15 protein-coding genes are annotated in these 19,758 nt (G+C 58.0%); 2 read left to right on the top strand and 13 right to left on the bottom strand.

Translation table 11 applies throughout. From position 1 onward, the window contains the following. Positions 1-38 precede the first annotated feature (38 nt). Positions 39-785, top strand: coding sequence for a GntR family transcriptional regulator (locus ACQG2G_RS14380; RefSeq protein ID WP_013097911.1), 747 nt, complete (start codon positions 39-41; stop codon positions 783-785). Here the strand turns inward: ACQG2G_RS14380 and ACQG2G_RS14375 are convergent. Genes ACQG2G_RS14375 through ACQG2G_RS14365 form a run of 3 tightly spaced genes read right to left on the bottom strand, consistent with a single transcriptional unit; the run spans position 759 to position 3,987 of the window. Beyond that, complete coding sequence (locus ACQG2G_RS14375) at positions 759-1,712, bottom strand: PfkB family carbohydrate kinase (protein ID WP_038979523.1); 954 nt, start codon at positions 1,710-1,712, stop codon at positions 759-761. The two genes, ACQG2G_RS14380 and ACQG2G_RS14375, sit on opposite strands and share 27 nt — an antisense overlap. After that, positions 1,709-2,713, bottom strand: coding sequence for an ADP-ribosylglycohydrolase family protein (locus ACQG2G_RS14370; protein ID WP_062728876.1), 1,005 nt, complete (start codon positions 2,711-2,713; stop codon positions 1,709-1,711). Before ACQG2G_RS14370 ends, ACQG2G_RS14375 begins: the two co-directional genes overlap by 4 nt. Continuing rightward, positions 2,710-3,987, bottom strand: coding sequence for a nucleoside permease (locus ACQG2G_RS14365; protein WP_248766575.1), 1,278 nt, complete (start codon positions 3,985-3,987; stop codon positions 2,710-2,712). Before ACQG2G_RS14365 ends, ACQG2G_RS14370 begins: the two co-directional genes overlap by 4 nt. Before the next feature lie 251 nt (positions 3,988-4,238). On the opposite strand from ACQG2G_RS14365, the gene fbaB reads away from it, so the two are divergent. After that, positions 4,239-5,291 carry a class I fructose-bisphosphate aldolase gene (gene fbaB, locus ACQG2G_RS14360; protein ID WP_008500869.1) on the top strand — a complete coding sequence of 351 codons (1,053 nt, stop codon included), beginning with the start codon at positions 4,239-4,241 and terminating at the stop codon, positions 5,289-5,291. Positions 5,292-5,335: 44 nt separating this feature from the next. Here the strand turns inward: fbaB and yegS are convergent, their stop codons facing one another. The 10 genes from yegS to ACQG2G_RS14310 all read right to left on the bottom strand — a co-directional run bounded on the left by yegS (position 5,336) and on the right by ACQG2G_RS14310 (position 19,620). Beyond that, positions 5,336-6,235 (bottom strand): lipid kinase YegS, encoded by a 900-nt coding sequence (gene yegS / locus ACQG2G_RS14355; RefSeq protein WP_038420159.1) that lies wholly within the window; start codon positions 6,233-6,235, stop codon positions 5,336-5,338. Positions 6,236-6,359: 124 nt separating this feature from the next. Beyond that, complete coding sequence (gene yidD / locus ACQG2G_RS14350) at positions 6,360-6,575, bottom strand: membrane protein insertion efficiency factor YidD (RefSeq protein WP_071829996.1); 216 nt, start codon at positions 6,573-6,575, stop codon at positions 6,360-6,362. Continuing rightward, complete coding sequence (locus ACQG2G_RS14345; protein ID WP_013097906.1) at positions 6,568-6,810, bottom strand: hypothetical protein; 243 nt, start codon at positions 6,808-6,810, stop codon at positions 6,568-6,570. The genes yidD and ACQG2G_RS14345 overlap by 8 nt, the downstream gene beginning before the upstream one ends. 347 nt (positions 6,811-7,157) lie before the next feature. Then, positions 7,158-8,519: a tRNA 5-hydroxyuridine modification protein YegQ gene (yegQ, locus tag ACQG2G_RS14340; protein ID WP_040022494.1), complete on the bottom strand. Its 1,362-nt coding sequence runs from the start codon at positions 8,517-8,519 to the stop codon at positions 7,158-7,160. Between the two features lie 163 nt (positions 8,520-8,682). Continuing rightward, on the bottom strand, positions 8,683-9,405 hold the full coding sequence (baeR, locus tag ACQG2G_RS14335) for a two-component system response regulator BaeR (protein WP_013097904.1): 723 nt from the start codon (positions 9,403-9,405) through the stop codon (positions 8,683-8,685). Then, a complete protein-coding gene (baeS, locus tag ACQG2G_RS14330) occupies positions 9,402-10,805 on the bottom strand; it encodes a two-component system sensor histidine kinase BaeS (protein ID WP_057072583.1) in 1,404 nt (467 codons plus the stop codon). The genes baeR and baeS overlap by 4 nt, the downstream gene beginning before the upstream one ends. Further along, positions 10,802-12,217, bottom strand: coding sequence for an MFS transporter (locus ACQG2G_RS14325; protein ID WP_248766574.1), 1,416 nt, complete (start codon positions 12,215-12,217; stop codon positions 10,802-10,804). Before ACQG2G_RS14325 ends, baeS begins: the two co-directional genes overlap by 4 nt. Further along, positions 12,218-15,295, bottom strand: a complete 3,078-nt coding sequence (mdtC, locus tag ACQG2G_RS14320; RefSeq protein ID WP_369118612.1) for a multidrug efflux RND transporter permease subunit MdtC — start codon at positions 15,293-15,295, stop codon at positions 12,218-12,220. Then, positions 15,296-18,418: an MdtB/MuxB family multidrug efflux RND transporter permease subunit gene (locus ACQG2G_RS14315; RefSeq protein ID WP_369118611.1), complete on the bottom strand. Its 3,123-nt coding sequence runs from the start codon at positions 18,416-18,418 to the stop codon at positions 15,296-15,298. Continuing rightward, the gene (locus ACQG2G_RS14310; protein WP_061772107.1) at positions 18,418-19,620 is read right to left on the bottom strand and encodes an MdtA/MuxA family multidrug efflux RND transporter periplasmic adaptor subunit; all 1,203 of its coding nucleotides are present in this window, start codon (positions 19,618-19,620) and stop codon (positions 18,418-18,420) included. The genes ACQG2G_RS14315 and ACQG2G_RS14310 overlap by 1 nt, the downstream gene beginning before the upstream one ends. Positions 19,621-19,758: the final 138 nt, after the last annotated feature.

The following is a 19,758-nucleotide window of genomic DNA, read 5'->3' as shown; positions in this document are numbered from 1 at the left end:
GTATACTGGCAGGAAACACCACGCCTGAGAAAACAGAGATGGAACAAGCGCATACCCGGTTAATCGCTCAACTGAATGAACGGATCGCCGCGCCCGACAACATGCCGCTGTATCTGAAATTTGCCGAAACGGTAAAAAACGCGGTACGCAGCGGAGTGCTGGAGCACGGGAATATTCTGCCCGGCGAGCGCGATCTGAGCCAGTTAACCGGGGTGTCGCGCATTACCGTGCGCAAAGCGATGCAGGCGCTGGAAGAAGAGGGCGTGGTAACGCGCGCCCGGGGGTACGGGACACAGATCAATAACATTTTTGAATATTCGCTCAAGGAAGCGCGCGGGTTTTCCCAGCAGGTGGTGCTGCGTGGTAAAAAACCTAACACGCTGTGGGTGAATAAACGGGTGGTGAAGTGTCCGGAAGAGGTGGCCAGCCAGCTGTCGGTACCCCCGGACAGCGAGGTATTCTTGCTTAAGCGCATTCGTTATGTTGACGATGACGCGGTGTCGATTGAGGAGTCCTGGGTTCCGGTTGAGTTAATTCATGACCCGGACGCAATTGGCATCTCGCTGTACGACTACTTCCGTAGCCAGAATATCTTTCCGCAACGCACCCGCTCCCGGGTCAGCGCCCGGATGCCGGACAGCGAGTTTCAGGCGCATATCAGTATGGATGACAAAATACCGGTACTGGTGATCAAGCAGGTTGCGCTTGACCAGCAGCACCGGCCGATTGAGTACAGCATCAGCTACTGTCGCAGCGACCTATACGTCTTTGTGTGCGAGGAGTAAGGCCTCGCGCGTCGGTGCGCAATCCCCGCCGCGGTGGCTGACCACCCAGGCCGCCACGGCATTCCCCAGCGTCACGGCATCCGCCAGACGCCAACCTGCCGCCAGACCGGCAAGCGTACCGCCCGCATGGCTGTCGCCTGCGCCAATGGTATCGACGACGGTGGCGGGAAACGCAGGAACATAACCCGATGCGTCGCCTTCATACCAGGCTGCGCCATCTTTGTCGTGACGAATAATCAGCGCGGCGCCATAACGGTGCTGCCACTGCACGCCTAAAGTATCAACGTCCATGCCAGCGCGCTCCGCGGCAATCTGCGCCTCCTGACGATTGAGCGACACGATGGGTTTCAGGGCCATGATCCGCGCCATCAGCGCGTCGGGAATATCGGCAATGCGGGGGCCAAAATCGATAAACGCGGTGACGTTTTCCAGCGACTCCAGCCAGCGTGTGAGCAGTTCGCCCGATGGCGATGCCAACTGATAACCGGACAGATACACCAGGCTACCCGGCGGGACGTTCAGCCCATCCAGCCAGTGCGGCTGCCACTGGTTCTCCACGCCGCTAAACGACATAAAGGTGCGTTCGCCGTCAGGCTCTACCAGCGCCAGACACCAGCCGTTATCGCCCGCTTCGGCCTCCACGGCGCTGTGCAGATCCTGTCTTGCCATGGCGTTACGGATGATCTCCGCCCATACGCCGTGGCCGACGGGCAGGGCGTTTTGCGCCGCAATGCCGAGCCGCTTCAGGGCGATGGCAATATTCAGCGCACAGCCGCCGATATTCACCCCTTGTTGTTTCAGCTCGATATCGCATCCGCGCCAGGGCAGGGCGTACGCGTCGGCGATCACGTCGATGACCGCCGCGCCCAGCACCGTGACCGGGCGTGTGGCCTGTAATGTTTCAAGACGTTGGGCTAACGTACTCATACGCCCTCCCTTTGCTCCCGGTAGTGCAGCAGTTTTTCGCAGTAGTGGTCAAAATTGAGCCGGTTTACGGTGTCGAGCTCATCCTTCAGCGCCGGGTCAATCGCCTGCACGCCGTGCAGTGCCCCGCAGATGGCCGTTGCCATCGCCCCGATGGTGTCTGTATCTCCACCGAGGTTGGCGCACAAAATCGCGCAGCGGTTTGGGTCCGTGCCAGCCAGCTCCACCATCGCAATCGCCGCCGGAACGGACTCAATGGTGCTGGTGCCCGCACCAATAAGCTGGTAAACCTGCTCGCTGGCGGAGTCGATGCCGTGGGCTTCCCGCACGGTCTTAAGCGCCAGTTCAATACGAGCCGCCAGCGAGGCGCTGAAGGTGGTGGTATTCGCCTCCTGTGCGTAGCGGGCAATGCCGGGCAGGGCATCGACGATGTTCTGCCAGCGCTCGCCGTCGATGGCGCGCGAAACCGCCCAGGCAATCACCACGGCCCCGGCGATGGCGAGGTCCGATTTATGCGTCGGGCTGGAGGCCAGCGCGACCTGCCCGACAAAATGTTCCAGCCGCGTCGCCGGTAGCAGGCAGCCCAGCGGGGAAGCCCGCATCGCCGCCCCGTTGGTCACACCGTTGTTGTCCAGTTCACTGACGGGTTTGCCGTCGCGGATGGCGTTAAGCGCGATTTTTGAGGTGGGACCCAGCACGTTTTTATTAAAGGCATCGAAATCCAGCGCCCAGTTCAGGATGTGTTTGCCGATGATATCCGCGTCAATCTCCCCGTCGCATTCGATAATCGCATCGGCCAGGCACAGCGCCATCGAAGTATCATCGGTAAACTCCGCGCGCTTAAAATAGCAGGCCGCGTTATTCTCTGCCGGGCCGGGTAAGAAGCGGTCGATCCAGCCGAAGTGCGCTTTTACGCGCTTTCTTGGCCACAGCTCGGAGGGCATACCCATCGCATCCCCTAACGCCTGCCCGTAAAGAGCACCGAGAATACGTTCTTGTTTCATTTAACTTCCCCTTGTGTCAGCGCAGCATCGCCATCAACCACCTCAATTGCGGTGATCTCTTTGTCCGATTCGCGGAAAAACAGCATAAACAGCACGGCGATCACGGCAATCATGATCGCACCGAATGTCCACATTCCGGCCCAGTTGAAGGTCAGCCCATTCACCGGCTCTTTGTAAGCGAACATTTTTTCCATCATCACGCCGCCCAGGCGGTAACCCAGCAGGCTACCAAAGCCCTGACAGCACAGCGTAATCAGGCCTTGCGCAGCCGTACGCATATGCGCCGGCGCTTTTTTATCCACGTAGATATACGCGGTTACATAGTAGAAGTCGTAGCTCACCCCGTGCAGCAGAATGCCGAGGAACAGCAACGCATAGGTGAAGTATTGTTCCGCGCCACCGTAAACAAAGAAACCGTAGCGGATGGCGGCCGTGAGCAGGCCCAGCAGTAAGACCTTCTTAATACCAAAGCGTTTAGTGAAGAACGGCAGCGCCAGCATAAAGAAGATTTCAGAGAACTGGCCGAGCGTCATCCAGCCGGTGGCGTTTTTCATCCCCACTTCGGTGAGATAGCCGTTGGCGAAGATGTAATAGAAGGCCAGCGGCATCGCGAACAGGAAAGAGCAGAAGAAGAATACCAGGAAGTTTTTGTCGCGCAGCAGGATCAGCGCGTCCAGACCGAGCATCACTTTGAAATCCAGCTTGCCGGTACTTTTCGGCGGCGTATTCGGCAGGAAAAAGGCAAACACACCCAGCAGGGCAGAGCTGGCTGCGGTCATCAGCAGCGGAATATTGGTATCAGAGATATCGCTATAGCCCAGCATCTGCGGCAGGAACCCGCATGCCAGACCGGAGGCGATCCAGCCGATAGTGCCCATCACGCGAATACGCGGGAAATCGGCTTCCACGTCATCGACGTTGGCGAAGGCAATACTGTTGGTCAGCGCAATGGTGGGCATATAGGTAAGAGAGTAGGCCAGCAGCAGCGGGAAGAAGGTGCTGAACTGGGTTTGCTGTGCGGCGAAGTACATCAGAACGGCACCGGCGAACATCAGCACCGCCAGCACTTTCTGGGCGGCAAAGAAGCGGTCGGTCAGCGAGCCGACGAGAATAGGCGACAGGATCGCCGCAATGGCCGTACAGGCGTAGGACCAGCCAATCTCCCCGGCGGTAAAGCCGCTTTTGCTCAGCCATAGCCACAGCGGCACAAACCACGCTCCCCAGATAAACCATTCAACAAACATCATGAATGACAGTTGGACTTTCGTTTTCATTGTTTAATCCTGCATGTCAGTGAGAGTACGCCTTTAACATACCATTCAATAATACCTTTGAAATACCTTTGTGGTGATTGTTTGATCAATGTAACAGTTTTGTTGTACACGAATCGAGCCAGCAGATTGTGCTGAAAAAAATGCAAATGCTGGAAAATCTGTTAAGTCGGTACCAGGCTTAGTCTGCCCATAAAAATGTGGGTCTGGATAAACACTCACCGACATGACGTCGGAATTACGGGAGCATCGCTATGACTGATATTGCGCAGTTGCTTGGCAAAGACGCCGACAGCCTTTTACAGCATCGTTGTATGACCATTCCAGCCGACCAGCTTTATCTGCCCGGCCACGACTACGTTGACCGCGTGATGGTGGATAACAACCGTCCACCGGCCGTGCTGAGAAATATGCAGACGCTCTATAATACCGGGCGGCTGGGCGGTACCGGGTATCTCTCGATTCTGCCGGTTGACCAGGGCGTTGAGCACTCGGCAGGCGCCTCCTTTGCAGCCAATCCGCTCTACTTTGATCCGAAGAATATTGTTGAGCTGGCGATTGAAGCGGGCTGTAACTGTGTGGCCTCTACCTATGGCGTGCTGGCGTCTGTTTCACGGCGTTATGCCCACCGCATTCCTTTCCTCGTCAAACTGAACCACAACGAGACTCTCAGCTACCCAACCGAATATGACCAGACCCTCTACGCCAGCGTGGAGCAGGCGTTCAATATGGGCGCAGTAGCGGTTGGGGCAACGATCTACTTCGGCTCTGAGCAGTCCCGTCGTCAGATTGAAGAGATTTCCGCTGCCTTTGAACGCGCACACGAGCTCGGGATGGTGACCGTGCTGTGGGCGTATCTGCGTAACTCCGCGTTTAAAAAAGATGGGGTGGATTACCACGTTTCAGCTGACCTGACCGGCCAGGCGAACCACCTGGCCGCAACCATTGGTGCTGACATCGTGAAGCAGAAAATGGCCGAGAATAACGGCGGCTATAAGGCGGTGAACTTCGGTTATACCGATGACCGTGTCTACAGCAAGCTGACCAGCGATAACCCGATCGACCTGGTGCGCTACCAGCTGGCGAACTGCTACATGGGACGCGCCGGGCTGATTAACTCCGGCGGTGCAGCGGGTGGAGATACTGACCTGTCTGACGCGGTGCGCACGGCGGTTATCAACAAACGCGCAGGTGGTATGGGGCTGATACTTGGCCGTAAAGCGTTTAAGAAATCGATGGCTGACGGCGTGAAGCTGATCAATGCAGTTCAGGATGTCTATCTGGACAGCAAAGTGACGATCGCCTGACGCCTCACTCTCCCTCTCCCTGTGGGAGAGGGAGAGTGAGGGGATTAGCGCAGAAGCACACAATCCGGCGGCAACCGGCACTGCAGCGCGCCGGGCAATACCTCTATGCGGAAATGCTCCCCGCTCAACGGTTCCCCATCCAGATTAAACGTCATCCCGTGCGGGGCATTTACTTCGAACCACGCGGATTTTCCGGCAATAATGTTTGGACTCTCTTCGGGCTGCGTCAGCGTGGTAAACAGCGCGGGCAGCAGGCCGTCGCCGGTGAAAATACGCAGCTGAAGCTGACCGTCATTAATTAGCGCCTCCGGGCACAGCTGCTGCCCGCCGCCAGCCTGACGTCCGTTGCCAATGCCAATCACCAGCGCGTCTCCCTGCCACTGGAAATCCTCGCCGCGAATTTCGCAGCGGTCAGGCTTGAGGGTGTCCATGCGCATCAGGCCGTGGATCAGATAAGAGACACCGCCCAGCGCCGCTTTGAGTTTTTCCGGCGTTTCGCTGGTGATCCGCGTGCCGAACCCGCCCGTCGCCATGTTGATAAAGCAGGTTTTGTCATTCACCTGCGCAATGTCCACGGCGGTAGCTTTGCCAAGGATCGCCAGTTGCAGGGCTTTACTCAACTCCTCCGGAATGCCAGCGCTGGTGGCAAAATCATTGGCGGTACCGAGCGGTAAAATGCCCATCACCGGACGGTCTTCGCTGGGCAGGTCGACAAGCGCAGAGGCGATCTCATTGATGGTGCCGTCGCCGCCGCCGGAGATAATAGTCTCGACACCCAACGTCAGGCCTTCATGGATATACCGTGCCGCGTCGCCTTTTTCCCACGTGACCCGTACATGGATCCGCGCCCCGTCTTCCCGCAAATCAGTGATTGCCTGACGCAGCAGATCGTTGCCTGCACTTTTACCATTGAGAATCAATAAACTGTCTGGATAGGTTGCCATCCTCGCTGCTCCCTTTTTTAGCGTTAGTAAGAGTGTATAGCAGGGCGGAAAAAAGCGGGTAAGAACAGGATGAAAGGGAAAAATAAGGCCGCCAATTTTATCTGGAGGCCTTACCAATTTAGACTCATTTATGAGGAGGGTAATCGAAACCTCCATGAGGAGGACGACAGCGATAAATGCGTTGTAATCCCAATCTCCACCCTTTCAGAAAACCGAACCGCTTCAGGCTAATCAGCGTGTACTTTGAGCAGGAAGGAGTATGGCGGCAGCGATTACGGATACTCATTGGGGCATGGTTACGGTATAAGAGTATGAAATGTATGCTAAGCCATTTAAGCATCTGTCACTTCTTTTCTGAAAGTAATGACATAATAGTGTGTCAATGTTGATTTATTTCCGCCAAAGCACCCTGGCCGCTCTTCTATACCGATTGTATCAACGCGCTGGAATTCCCACCCTTCGGCAGCCCAGGAATTCACTTCTTGCTCTAAATACGCTGCTGCAATGCCATCTTTATTATCCTTTGCCTTGATAGAAATGTTTGGTGGAATCTGAACCATCTTATAGGTGTACATATAGAATCCCTTGCTTTTTGAGTGGTTATTGATGGTAAGGCCTGACATCTTTTGATTCAAATGGATTGTTGCAGAAACAAGGTGATGCGATCGCCTACAGGCATCAAAAGTGTAATTTTATTTCCTCAGGAGATGTTCCATGCAATTGCAGCAGAATGGCGAAAAACAGAGCATTAAAAAAATAAGCCCACGTAAGGGAGATTACGCGGGCTAAGGAGGTGGTTCCTGGTACAGCTAGCATTTATGGGTTATGTTTTTCAGCGCTGGGGATAATACCCGTATTGAACGAAGCGGTATGTGATCCGATTCTAAGAATTTTCCCGGCGCGAAAAAATTTCCCTGGTTGACTATTTACTATGCGGATTTCGGGTGCTTTCACCGTTGAAATTACGCATCAGCAGGGCAAACTCCAGCTCCACCTCTTCCGGTACCGGCAGCCAGACGGTATGGCCATTGCCCGGCGCAACCTCAATCGCTTCGCCTTTGCCGTTCTCCAGGTGTTCCAGCGTGAAGTTCATGTTGCCCTGCGGGGTCATCAGCTCCAGGCTGTCGCCTTTGGTGAACTTGTTTTTCACCGCCACGGCGGCCAGCGCACCTTTGCGCTCGCCGGTAAAATCGCCGACAAACTGCTGACGCTCGGACACAGAATAGCCGTGCTCGTAGTTCTGGTAGTCGTCATGGGTATGACGACGCAGGAAACCTTCGGTATAGCCGCGGTGCGCCAGACCTTCCAGAGTTTCCAGCAGGCTGGTGTCGAACGGTTTACCGGCTGCCGCGTCGTCAATCGCTTTGCGGTACACCTGTGCGGTACGCGCGCAGTAGTAATAGGATTTGGTGCGGCCTTCAATTTTCAGGGAGTGCACGCCCATCTGGGTCAGGCGTTCAACGTGGGCGACGGCGCGCAGATCTTTTGAGTTCATGATGTATGTGCCATGCTCGTCTTCAAAGGCGGTCATGTACTCGCCCGGACGTTTGGCCTCTTCAATCATAAACACGCTGTCGGTTGGTGCGCCGATGCCCAGCGTAGGCTCAACGTTCGTAACCGGGATTGGCTCATGCTTGTGGACGATATTACCGATATCGTCCTCTTTGCCTTCCTGGACATTATATTCCCAGCGGCAGGCGTTGGTGCAGGTGCCCTGGTTCGGGTCGCGCTTGTTGATGTAACCGGAGAGCAGGCAACGCCCGGAGTAGGCCATGCACAGCGCACCGTGAACGAAAATTTCGATTTCCATATCCGGCACCTGGGTGCGGATCTCTTCAATCTCGTCGAGGGAAAGTTCACGCGACAGAATGACGCGGGTCAGCCCCATCTGTTTCCAGAATTTGACCGTCGCCCAGTTAACGGCGTTAGCCTGCACGGAGAGGTGAATATCCATCTCCGGGAAGTTCTCCCGAACCAGCATGATTAAACCCGGATCCGACATGATCAGCGCGTCCGGCCCCATATCCACCACCGGCTTCAGGTCACGGATGAACGTCTTCAGCTTGGCGTTGTGCGGCGCGATGTTGACCACCACGTAGAATTTTTTGCCCAGGGCATGCGCTTCGTTGATGCCGAGCTGCAGATTCTCGTGGTTGAATTCGTTGTTGCGCACGCGCAGCGAGTAGCGCGGCTGGCCCGCGTAGACGGCGTCGGCACCATAGGCGAAAGCGTAACGCATATTTTGCAGCGTTCCCGCCGGGGAAAGGAGTTCCGGTTTAAACATGTTTATTCTCGTTCTGATGACAGGTCAGATCCGCGTGCACCAGGTGCAGCGGTAAGGGGAGATCCCCCACTTTAAGGGCGGGCATTGTAGCGCCGCGGGGCAGGGAGGTAAAGCTTTGCCCCTCACCCCTTTGTGGAGAGGGTTAGGGTGAGGGGGCGTTTAGCTATGCAATCCTGCACGCATCCGCTTCCCAGCGGTATCCCACGCCATACACCGCGCGAATAAATGACTGTTCGGCGTCGAGCGCCTCCAGCTTACGGCGCAGGTTTTTGATGTGGCTGTCGATGGTGCGGTCCGTCACCACGCGGTAATCGTCATACAGGTGGTTGAGCAGCTGCTCGCGAGAGAACACTTTTCCCGGCTCGTGGGAAAGGGTTTTCAGCAGGCGGAACTCAGCAGGCGTGAGATCGAGAAGCTTGCTGCGCCAGCTGGCCTGGAAGCGGCTCTCATCAACAATCAGCGGGCTTTCGGCATCCAGCACCTGAAGCTCGCGCTGCGGTTTACAGCGACGCAGAATGGTTTTCACGCGGGCGACCACTTCACGCGGGCTGTAGGGTTTGCAGATGTAATCGTCCGCGCCAATTTCGAGTCCCAGCAGGCGGTCGATCTCTTCGATTTTTGCCGTCACCATGACGATCGGCACGTCGGAGAAGCGACGAATTTCCCGGCACAGGGTCAGGCCATCCGTTCCGGGGAGCATCAGATCCAGCAGGATCAGATCCGGCGGCGTCTGGCGCACGTACGGTAACACCTGATCGCCATGGCTGATAAGCGACGGGGCGTAGCTGGCCGCACGTAAATAGTCGATCAGTAACTGCCCAAGCTTAGGCTCGTCTTCCACAATCAAAATGCGTGGCGTGTTTTCGTCAATCGGTAATTCGGTCATGCTTCTCTCGATAAATCCCGTTCCAGCGGTAACTCTACTGTAATGCTAACCCCGCCAAAAGGCGAATGGGCGGCACGCAGGGTGCCATTGTGCGCCTCGACGATATTAACGCAAATCGCCAGTCCTAGCCCGGAGCCGCCGCTGGCACGGTTGCGGGAGCCTTCGGTGCGATAAAAACGTTCAAACAGTTTTTCCAGCTGCGCATCCTGCACGCCAGGAGCGGAGTCGGCAAAGGTGAGGGCGAAGCGGCCGTTTTCCTGTCTGCCGGAGATGTGCAGTCCGCCACCGCTGTCGGTGTAGCGCAGGCTGTTTTCCAGCAGGTTGTTGAAGAGCTGCATCAGACGATCTTTATCGCCAAACACCACCGCGTTGTCCGGCAGGGAGAGGTCAATGGTCAGGTTGCGGCTGGCAAAACGTTCGCGGAAAGCCCCACTGATAACCTCCAGAATGTTGATCACATCCACCGGTGCTTTCTGGTAGGCCAGCGCCCCTTCGTCTGACATGGAGAGCTGGTGCAGATCGTCTACCAGTTTGGTCAGCGTACCCACTTCCGCCTGCAGCGAGGCCACGGATTCGGGCGTGAACTTGCGCACGCCGTCCTGAATGGCCTCCAGTTCGCCGCGCAGCACTGCCAGCGGGGTGCGCAGCTCGTGTGAAATATCGGCCATAAAATCGCGCCGCATCTGCTGGTTTTTCTCCAGCGTACTGGCGAGCTGGTTAAAATCCTGCGCCAGCTTGCCCAGCTCATCCTGGCTGCGCGTGTCCACGCGGGTGGAAAAATCCCCGGCGGCCAGTTTATGCGTGCCTTCCACCAGCCTTTTCACCGGGGCGAGCAGGCCCCGCGCCAGCGGGAAGGTGGCAAGCGCGGCCAGCAGCGTGGAGAGGATGACGATCAGCCAACTGGCCCGGCGCTGCTGACGATCGAAGTTGATATCGGTGTTACGCGTCAGGCGCTCCACTGGCGAGGCGATAACCCACCCGACGGTGGCGTTATTCACTTTGATCGCCCGCCGGGTACCGTCCGGGGGGATGGGCGCACGTGGGCCAACCAGCGTGCGCATATCCTGGTCGATCACCCAGAACTGGGTGCGCCAGCCGTGGGGCGGCATGCCCGGGCCGGGGCGGTCATCGCCGCTATCGTGCTCCAGCGAGCGCAGGATCTGGAAGATAAAACGGTCATTGTTGCGTAAAAAACGCCAGTTCCCGTGCTGGGCATACTGCTCGCTCAGTGCATCGCTCAAACCCTGCAGGCGCTGCTCATTACCATGCTTAATGTAATCGATAAAACCGCGCTCAAAGCTGAGCCGCACGGCCCAGTGCATGGTGATCAGCAGGACAATACAGGTGGCAAAAATTGCCAGAAAGAGCTTACCGGTAATGCCCGGACGCCAGAATTTCATGATCCACTCCTTTTACTGCGCCGGATAACGACGTTCTTACGGGTATCATCCGGCACGCGGGCGAAGATGAAAGCGGGCAGGGCGATGATAACCGCCATGCTGAGATACGTGTATAAAAAGACCTGATGCGCCACCGGCGTGTCGACACTGAGATGGTGCTGACCGTACATGCCGAGCAGTAAACCGGCAATGGTGACCCCCACGCTCATGGAGAGCTGCATGATCATCGACAGCAAACTGTTGCCGCTGCTTGCCAGTTCGTCCGGCAGATCCTTCAGCGTCAGGGTGTTCATCGACGAGAAGCGCATGGAGTTAATAATGCCCTGGCAGAACAGCACCAGCGGCAGGGCGTAGTACCAGCCCATCAGCGCTACGGCCATAAACAGCAGGCTGACCAGTGCCAGCCCCAGCGTGGCAGTCACCAGCACGTGGCGATAACCAAAGCGGTTAACCACCTGCACCACAATGCGCTTCATTCCCATGCTGCCCAGCACCATCGGGATCATCATCAGCCCCGCGTGAAACGGTGAAAAGCCCATACCGATTTGCAGGAACACGGGCGTCATAAACGGCAGCATGCCGCTGCCCACGCGCCCCGCAAAACTTCCGAACAGTCCAAGCCGGTAAGTAGGGTTTTTAAACAGCGTCAGGCTGAACAGCGCCCGGTCGTTTCCTCTGGCATGCCACAGATACCACAAAATGGCGCTCATCCCGATAACGATCAGAATGGCGAGCGTCAGGGAGGAGATTCCCAGCCCTTTTTGCCCGTCGAGAGCGAGGGTCAGCGTCGCCATACCGGTGGCGAGCAACAGAAAACCGACTACATCAAAGCGCCGCGTCTGCAGGGTGTAGTTGGGCATCAGCGCCAGGGTGGCGATAGCGCCAATCATGCCCACCGGCAGGTTGATGAGGAAAATCCAGTGCCAGGAGGCATATTCCACGAGTATCCCGCCCAGCGCCGGACCAAGCAGCGGACCCACCTGGCCTGGTAAGGTCACAAAAGTCATTGCCGCCATATACTGCTCGCGCGGGACGATCTTCATCACCGTCAGTCGCCCGACTGGCACCATCATAGCCCCACCGACGCCCTGCAGAACGCGTGCCATTACCAGCTGATCCAGCGTATTCGCCATCGCGCAACACAGCGACCCCGCGGTAAACAGCACGATAGCGGTGAAGAAGATATTGCGCACCCCCACTTTGTCCGCCAGCCAGCCGCTGGCAGGGAGCATCACGGCAACGGTCAGCACATAGGAGACAATCACCATATGCATGTGCAGCGGGCTCTCCCCCAGGCTTTTTGCCATTGAGGGGAGGGCGGTGTTGACGATGGTGGTATCCAGCGACTGCATAAAAAAGCCGAAGGCCACTATCCATAATTGCCAGCGAACGTTACTGGGAAGATCAGTCATTTACCCGGTCACCGTGGTTCTGTTTTTACGTGAAAAACGCAGCCGCAGGCGGTCAAAGAACAGATAGACCACCGGCGTGGTGTAGAGCGTCAGGAGCTGACTCATCACCAGCCCACCGACAATAGTGATCCCCAGCGGCTGGCGCAGCTCTGAACCATCGCCACCGGAGATCACCAGCGGCAACGCGCCAAACAGCGCCGCCAGCGTGGTCATCATGATCGGACGAAAACGCAGCAGGCAGGCCTGGAAAATTGCCTCTTCTGGCGTCAGGTTGCCGTTACGCTGAGCCTCCAGCGCAAAGTCCACCATCATGATGGCGTTTTTCTTCACAATACCAATTAACAGCATGATCCCGATTAAGGCGATGAGGCTAAAGGGCGCGCCAAACAGCTCCAGCGCCAGCAACGCCCCCACGCCTGCCGATGGCAGCGTCGAGAGAATGGTCAGCGGATGAACATAGCTCTCATACAGCACGCCAAGCACGATATAGACCGTGGCAATGGCCGCCAGAATCAAAATCACCTGCGAATTCATCGTCTCCTGGAAGACCTGCGCGGTCCCGGCAAAACTGCCGCGCACGGTCGAGGGCACGCCGAGCTGGGTCATGGCACGGTCGATGGCCTCGCTGGCCTCGGAAAGCGACGAGCCGGTGGGCAGGTTAAAGGAGATTGTGGACGCTGCCGACAACCCCTGATGGTTCACAGAGAGCGGCGCGTTAGCGGGTCGCCAGCTGGCGAAATAAGAGAGCGGGATCGCTTTACCGTCGTTGTTAATGACAAACATTTTATCCAGCGCGCTGATGTCCTGGGTATAGCGCGGGTCCACTTCCATCACCACCTTGTACTGGTTCATTGGCTGATAGATGGTGGAAATCTCGCGCTGGCCAAAAGCGTTGTTCAGCAGACTGTTGGCGGCTTCAACGTTAATGCCCAGCCGCGACATGGTTTCACGATCGTAGGTCAACGCCATTTCTGCCCCGTTGTCCTGCTGATCGGAGTTCACGTCCGCCAGCTGCGGCAGGGCGGCCAGCGCTTTACGGATTTTGGGCTCCCACTCGCGCAGCGCGGCCAGATCGTCAGAGAGCAGGGTGTACTGGTAGCTGGCGTTCGCCTGACGTCCGCCCACGCGGATATCCTGAACGGCCATCAAAAACAGGTTGGCGCCTGGCTCTTTGGCGAGCTTCATTCGCAGCCGGTCTATTACCTGCTGCGCCGTTTCATTGCGCTCGCCGCGCGGCTTAAGGGTGATAAACATCATCCCGCTGTTAACGCGTGACCCGCCGGTAAAGCCGGTGACGTTATCCACCGCCTTGTCTTCGCGGATGATCTTCATAAAATCCTGCAGCTTGCCGCGCATCGCCTGGAAGGAAATACTCTGGTCAGCCTGGATGCCGCCCATCAGCACGCCGGTGTCCTGCTCAGGGAAGAAGGTTTTCGGGATGGAGATATACAGCCAGACGTTGAGCGCGATGGTGCCGACAAGCACCAGACCAACCAGCCGCGTATGGTTGAGCACCCACTTCAGTGATTTTCCGTACCCTTCCTGCATTGCCAACAGGAAACGGCCAAACCCTTTACGACGCGGCTGCGAGTGCGGTTTGCTGCGCTTAAGCATCCAGCCGCACATCATTGGCGTGAGCGTTAGCGAGATAATCAGCGAGATGCCGATAGCCACCGAAAGGGTGACGGCAAATTCGCGCAGCAGTCGCCCCGGCAGCCCGCCCATCAGCAGCAGCGGCAGGAATACCGCCACCAGCGACAGGCTCATGGAGAGCACCGTAAAACCCACTTCGCGCGTGCCCTGCAGGGCGGCCTGCAGCGGTTTTACCCCGGCTTCCAGATGGCGGGAAATATTCTCCAGCACCACGATGGCGTCATCCACCACAAAGCCGGTGGCGATGGTCAGCGCCATCAGCGACAGGTTATTCAGGCTAAAGCCGCACAGGTACATGGCGGCGAAGGTACCAATCAGCGACACCGGTACCGCAACGGCGGGAATAAGCGTTGCGCGGCCCGAGCGCAGAAACAGGAACACCACCAGAATCACCAGCCCGACGGAGATCACCAGCGTCTGTTCCACCTCTTCAAGCGAGGCGCGAATGGTCGGCGAACGATCCTGGGCAATCTGCAGATCAATAGCGGCCGGGATGGTCTTCTGTAACTCCGGCAGACGCGCGCGAATGCTGTTTACCGTTTCAATAATATTGGCTTCCGGCAGCTTGCGGATCATCAGCAAGATGGCCGGTTTGGCGTTGGTCATCCCGGCGTTGCGCACGTCCTGCACCGAGTCGGTGACGCTGGCTACGTCGCTTAAACGTACCGCCGCGCCGTTATTGTAGTGGATGATGAGCGGCTGATATTCGGCGGCGGTTTTGAGCTCGTCGTTGGTCTGGATCTGCCAGCGGTGGCTGGTGTTCTCTATCGCCCCCTGCGGCCTGCGCACGTTGGCGCTGCTGATGGCGGAGCGCACATCGTCCAGCGACACGCCCTGGTTAAACAGCGCCTCCGGATTCAGGCCGACGCGCACGGCGGGCAGGGAGCTACCGCCAACGCTCACGTCACCCACACCGTTTATTTGTGAGATCGTCTGCGCCAGCTGGGTCGACGCAAAGTCGTAGAGCTGCCCCTGGGAATAGGTATCCGAGGTCAGCGTCAGGATCATGATCGGCGCGTCGGACGGGTTGGCTTTACGGTAGGTCGGGCGGCTTGGCATTCCGCTCGGCAGCAGGCTTTGCGCGGCGTTGATCGCCGCCTGCACGTCGCGCGCCGCACCGTTAATATCCCGGTCGAAGCTGAACTCCAGAATGATGCGCGTGCTGCCGAGCGAGCTGCTGGAGGTCATCTCGTTGACCCCCGCAATTCGCCCGAGCGAGCGTTCCAGTGGTGTGGCAACCGACGAGGCCATGGTCTCCGGCGACGCGCCCGGCAGCGATGCGCTGACCATGATCACCGGAAAATCCACCTGCGGCAGGGGGGCCACCGGCAGCAGGCGGAAGCCCAGCACGCCGCACAGCGTAATGGCGAGCGAGATTAAAATCGTCGCCACCGGGCGGTAAATGAAGAGGGCGAAAAACTTCACTTACGCCTCCTCTTCACGTTTCGGGAAGCGGCTTTTGGTCCACAGGGCCAGTTGGTCAAACAGCAGGTAAATCACCGGCGTGGTGAACAGCGTCAGCACCTGGCTCACCAGCAGACCACCGACCATGCCGATACCCAGCGGACGGCGCAGCTCCGCACCGACGCCGGTGCTGAGCATCAGCGGCAGCGCGCCCAGCAGGGCGGCGAGCGTGGTCATCAGGATCGGACGAAAACGCAACAGACAGGCCTGGAAGATGGCGTCTCGCGGCGACATGCCCTGCTCGCGCTCGGCGGCAAGGGCGAAGTCGATCATCATGATGGCGTTTTTCTTCACGATCCCGATAAGCAGAATGATGCCGATAATGGCGATGACGTCCAGTTCGCTGCCCGAAAGCCAAAGGGCCAGTAGCGCACCCACCCCGGCGGTCGGCAGGGTAGAGAGGATGGTGATTGGGTGGATAAAGCTTTCGTACAGCACCCCAAGGACGATGTACATCGCCACCACGGCAGCCACGATCAGCCAGATGGTATTGCCCAGCGCAGCCTGGAACGCCAGGGTGCTGCCCTGGAACTGGGTCTGAATATCAGACGGGAAGTTGAGTTCTTTCTCCGCGCCCAGAATGGCCTCGACCGCTTCACCCAGCGAATAGTTGTCCGGTACGTTGAACGAGATGGTGGTGGACGGGAACTGATCGAGATGGTTAATCGACAGCGGCGTATAACGCTCCTCCACGCTGGCTATGGCGCTTAACGGCACAATACCACCGTCTTTGCTGGTCAGGCGCACCGAGTCCAGCGCGGCCAGGCCGGGCGTGTTATCGGTGTTGTGTTCCAGCACCACGCGATACTGATTCGCCTGGGTATAAATGGTGGAGATGAGGCGCTGACCAAAGGCGTTATAGAGCGCGTTGTCCACGTCGGACATGGTGATGCCCAGTCGGCTGGCAGTATCGCGATTGACGTTCACATATGCCGCCAGCCCTTTGTCCTGCCAGTCGCTGCTGACGTCAGAAAGCTGCGGCAGCGCCTTGAGTTTGTTGACCAGTTGCGGTACCCACGTGCTCAGCGCATCAAGGCTGGTCGCCTGAAGCGTGAACTGGTACTGCGTGCGGCTGACCTGGGTATCGATGGTCAAATCCTGAATTGGCTGCAGGTAAAGTTCAATCCCCGGCACGCGCGCCACGGCAGTTTGCAGCCGCTCAATAACGGCGTTGACCCGATCGTCGCGGTCATCCAGCGGCTTGAGGTTGATTTGCAGACGCGCACTGTTCAGCGACGGGTTGGTGCCATCGACGCCCACATACGCGGTCAGGCTTTCCACCGCCGGATCTTTCATGATGATGTCAGAGACCTGCTGCTGACGCTGCGCCATACTGGCGAAGGAGACCGACTGGGGCGCCTGAAGCGTGCCCTGAATAATGCCGTTGTCCTGAATCGGGAAGAAGCCTTTCGGGATGACGATCCACAGCATGACGCTGAGTGCCAGCGTGCCGAGTGCCACGCTGAGCGTCGCCCACGGGTGGTTAAGCACTTTTGCCAGCACCCGGCCGTAAGCGGCAATGATCCGTTCGAACATCCGCTCAGAGGCGCGAGAGAAACGGTTTTGCTTGTGCAGGGATTCATGGCTCAGCATGCGGGCGCACATCATTGGCGTCAGGGTCAGCGACACCACGGCAGAGATCAGAATGGCGACCGCCAGCGTGACGGCAAACTCGCGGAACAGTCGCCCGACGATATCGCCCATAAACAGCAGCGGGATCAGCACCGCAATCAGCGAGAAGGTCAGCGAGATAATGGTAAATCCGATCTCGCCCGCACCTTTCAGCGCAGCGGCCAGCGGTTTTTCGCCTTTCTCGATATAGCGCGAGATGTTCTCGATCACAACGATGGCATCATCCACCACGAAGCCGGTGGCGATGGTGAGCGCCATCAGCGTCAGGTTGTTGATCGAAAAATCGAGGAACACCATCACGGCAAATGTTCCCACCAGCGAGAGTGGCACGGCAACGGCGGGAATGATGGTTGCCGGTACGTTGCGCAGGAACAGATAGATGATCATCACCACCAGCGCAATCGCCAGCATCAGCTCAAACTGGGTATCGGTAACCGACGCGCGAATGTTGGTGGTGCGGTCGGAAAGCACCTTCACAGTGACCGATTTGGGCAGGCTTTCAATAAGCTGCGGGAGCATGGTGCGAATGCTGTCGGCGGTTTCAATGATGTTAGCGCCCGGCTGGCGCTGCACGTTCATCACAATCGCCTGCTGTTTGTTGGCCCACGCACCCAGCCAGCTGTTTTCCGCGCCTTGCTCAACGGTGGCGACGTCACCCAGACGTACCGGCGCACCGTTCTGGTAGGCAATAATCAGCTGACGGTACTCATCGGCAGACTGCATCTGATCGTTAGCCGAGAGCGTCACGGCGCGGGTGGGGCCGTCCAGCGAGCCTTTCGCCGAGTTGACGTTGGCGTTGCTGATGGCGGTGCGGATGGTTTCGCTGGTCAGCCCCAGCGCAGCGATGGCCTGCGCGTTAAGCTTCACGCGCACCGCCGGGCGTTGTCCGCCCGCCAGCGTTACCAACCCGACGCCGGAGACCTGGGAAATTTTCTGCGCCACGCGAGTTTCGACCATGTCTTCCACCTGGGTCATTGGCATGGCGGAAGAGGTGACAGCAAGGGTCATGATCGGCGGATCCGCCGGGTTTACTTTGCTGTAGACCGGCGGGTTAGGCAGGTCTGACGGCAGCAGGTTGGTGGCGGCGTTGATCGCAGCCTGCACCTCCTGCTCGGCCACGTCCAGTGACAGCGAGAGCTGGAACTGCAGCGTTACCACCGACGCCCCACCGGAGCTTTGCGATGACATCTGTTTCAGGCCCGACATCTGACCAAACTGGCGTTCCAGCGGAGCGGTAATGGCGGAGGTCACCACATCCGGGCTGGCGCCAGGATAGAGGGTAACGACCTGAATAGTGGGGTAATCCACTTCCGGCAGCGCCGAGACGGGCAGGAAGCGATAGCCAATAATCCCGGCGAGCAGGATCGCCACCATCAGCAGCGTGGTGGCAACAGGGCGCAGAATAAACAGGCGTGATGGCCCACCTGTTGCGCCTGGCGGCATGACCTGCATCAGGAGTTCGCTCCCTGTTTCGCGGGTTCAACCACTTCGACTTTGGCGCCTTCGGTCAGACGATCGATACCGTCCGTCACCACGCGGTCGCCCGCAGAGAGTCCGGCGCTGATCACAACCGTCTGGCTGTCCTGAATCCCGGTTTTCACCAGGTGCTTGCTGACTTTATTGTCGCTGTTCAGCACCCAGACGAAGTTACCTTCGTTGCCCATCTGCAGCGCGGCGGTGGGGATCACCACCGCGTTTTCTTCGGTCGCCACCAGCATGCGTGCGTTTACAAACTGATTCGGGAAGAGGGCGTCGTCCTGGTTGTTAAAGCGCGCTTTCAGCTTGATGGTGCCGGTGGTGGTGTCGATCTGGTTATCCAGGCTAAGCAAAGAACCTTCGCTCAATTTCTGCTTGTTGGTACGGTCCCAGGCTTCCACCACCAGCCCCTTTCCGGTTTTCTGCGCCTGCACCACCGTCGCAATTTCGCTTTCCGGCAGGGTGAAGACTAAATCAATTGGGTGGGTCTGGGTTATGACCACGATGCCCGTGGTATCACCGCTTGAGATCTGGTTGCCGATATCGACCTGCTTGAGGCCAACGCGTCCGTCAATTGGCGCGGTGATGCGGCTCCAGTCAAGCTGCAGCTGTGCGCTGGCCACTGCGGCCTCGTCAGCTTTGATGGTGCCCTGGGTTTCGCTGACCAGCGATTGCTGCGTGTCCAGTTCCTGACGAGAAACCAGGTTGGTTTTCACCAGCTGCTGGTAGCGCGCCAGATCGCGCCTGGCGTTAGCGAGCGTGGCTTTGTCTTTGGCAAGTTGCCCCTGAGCCTGGGCAAGGGCGACTTTGAACTGGCTTGGGTCGATCTCGGCCAGTAAATCGCCCGCTTTCACCTGCTGACCTTCCTGGAAGTGGATCGCCATGAGTTGACCGTCAACGCGGCTGCGTACCGTGACCGTGTTGGCGGCGGTAATGGTCCCCAGGCCTGTGAGATAGCGAGGCACGGCTTTATTCACCGCGGTGGCCGCCTGAACCGGTGCCAGCGCGCCGCCGCGCATACCGTGACGACCCCCGCCCACAGGGCGTTTTGACTGACTGCTGGCCCCTGCCGGAGTAGAAGGCTCGGCGGATTGAGTGTGCCAGTACCAGGCGGCGGCAAGGACCACCACAATGATGCCAGCGGCGATTGCCCAGCGGGATTTATGACTGCCTTTCATTGTTATACGTTCTCATCCTGAAACACTTCGGGGAATGATACTAGTTTAGTCAGGTCAGTCGGCAGAAAAATGGAGGAAATATGGAAGACTGTCGGGAATTGTCTGAGTGTAGCGCCGCGGTTTTCCCCCTCTCCCCGT

The organism is Enterobacter cloacae complex sp. 382A5, from assembly GCF_050031095.1.
Classification (GTDB): domain Bacteria; phylum Pseudomonadota; class Gammaproteobacteria; order Enterobacterales; family Enterobacteriaceae; genus Enterobacter; species Enterobacter cloacae.
The sequence above is the reverse complement of the archived record's forward strand: the minus strand, read 5'-3'. Positions and strand labels throughout refer to the sequence as shown.

What these genes read in the sequence shown, in the direction of transcription:
- yegQ (WP_040022494.1), bottom strand. Translation starts at nt 8,519, where the DNA reads ATGTTTAAACCGGAACTCCTTTCCCCGGCGGGAACGCTGCAAAATATG.
- ACQG2G_RS14375 (WP_038979523.1), bottom strand. Translation starts at nt 1,712, where the DNA reads ATGAGTACGTTAGCCCAACGTCTTGAAACATTACAGGCCACACGCCCG.
- ACQG2G_RS14370 (WP_062728876.1), bottom strand. Translation starts at nt 2,713, where the DNA reads ATGAAACAAGAACGTATTCTCGGTGCTCTTTACGGGCAGGCGTTAGGG.
- yegS (WP_038420159.1), bottom strand. Translation starts at nt 6,235, where the DNA reads ATGGCAACCTATCCAGACAGTTTATTGATTCTCAATGGTAAAAGTGCA.
- ACQG2G_RS14345 (WP_013097906.1), bottom strand. Translation starts at nt 6,810, where the DNA reads ATGTACACCTATAAGATGGTTCAGATTCCACCAAACATTTCTATCAAG.
- ACQG2G_RS14380 (WP_013097911.1), top strand. Translation starts at nt 39, where the DNA reads ATGGAACAAGCGCATACCCGGTTAATCGCTCAACTGAATGAACGGATC.
- ACQG2G_RS14310 (WP_061772107.1), bottom strand. Translation starts at nt 19,620, where the DNA reads ATGAAAGGCAGTCATAAATCCCGCTGGGCAATCGCCGCTGGCATCATT.
- ACQG2G_RS14315 (WP_369118611.1), bottom strand. Translation starts at nt 18,418, where the DNA reads ATGCAGGTCATGCCGCCAGGCGCAACAGGTGGGCCATCACGCCTGTTT.
- fbaB (WP_008500869.1), top strand. Translation starts at nt 4,239, where the DNA reads ATGACTGATATTGCGCAGTTGCTTGGCAAAGACGCCGACAGCCTTTTA.
- baeS (WP_057072583.1), bottom strand. Translation starts at nt 10,805, where the DNA reads ATGAAATTCTGGCGTCCGGGCATTACCGGTAAGCTCTTTCTGGCAATT.
- ACQG2G_RS14325 (WP_248766574.1), bottom strand. Translation starts at nt 12,217, where the DNA reads ATGACTGATCTTCCCAGTAACGTTCGCTGGCAATTATGGATAGTGGCC.
- baeR (WP_013097904.1), bottom strand. Translation starts at nt 9,405, where the DNA reads ATGACCGAATTACCGATTGACGAAAACACGCCACGCATTTTGATTGTG.
- yidD (WP_071829996.1), bottom strand. Translation starts at nt 6,575, where the DNA reads ATGCTTAAATGGCTTAGCATACATTTCATACTCTTATACCGTAACCAT.
- ACQG2G_RS14365 (WP_248766575.1), bottom strand. Translation starts at nt 3,987, where the DNA reads ATGAAAACGAAAGTCCAACTGTCATTCATGATGTTTGTTGAATGGTTT.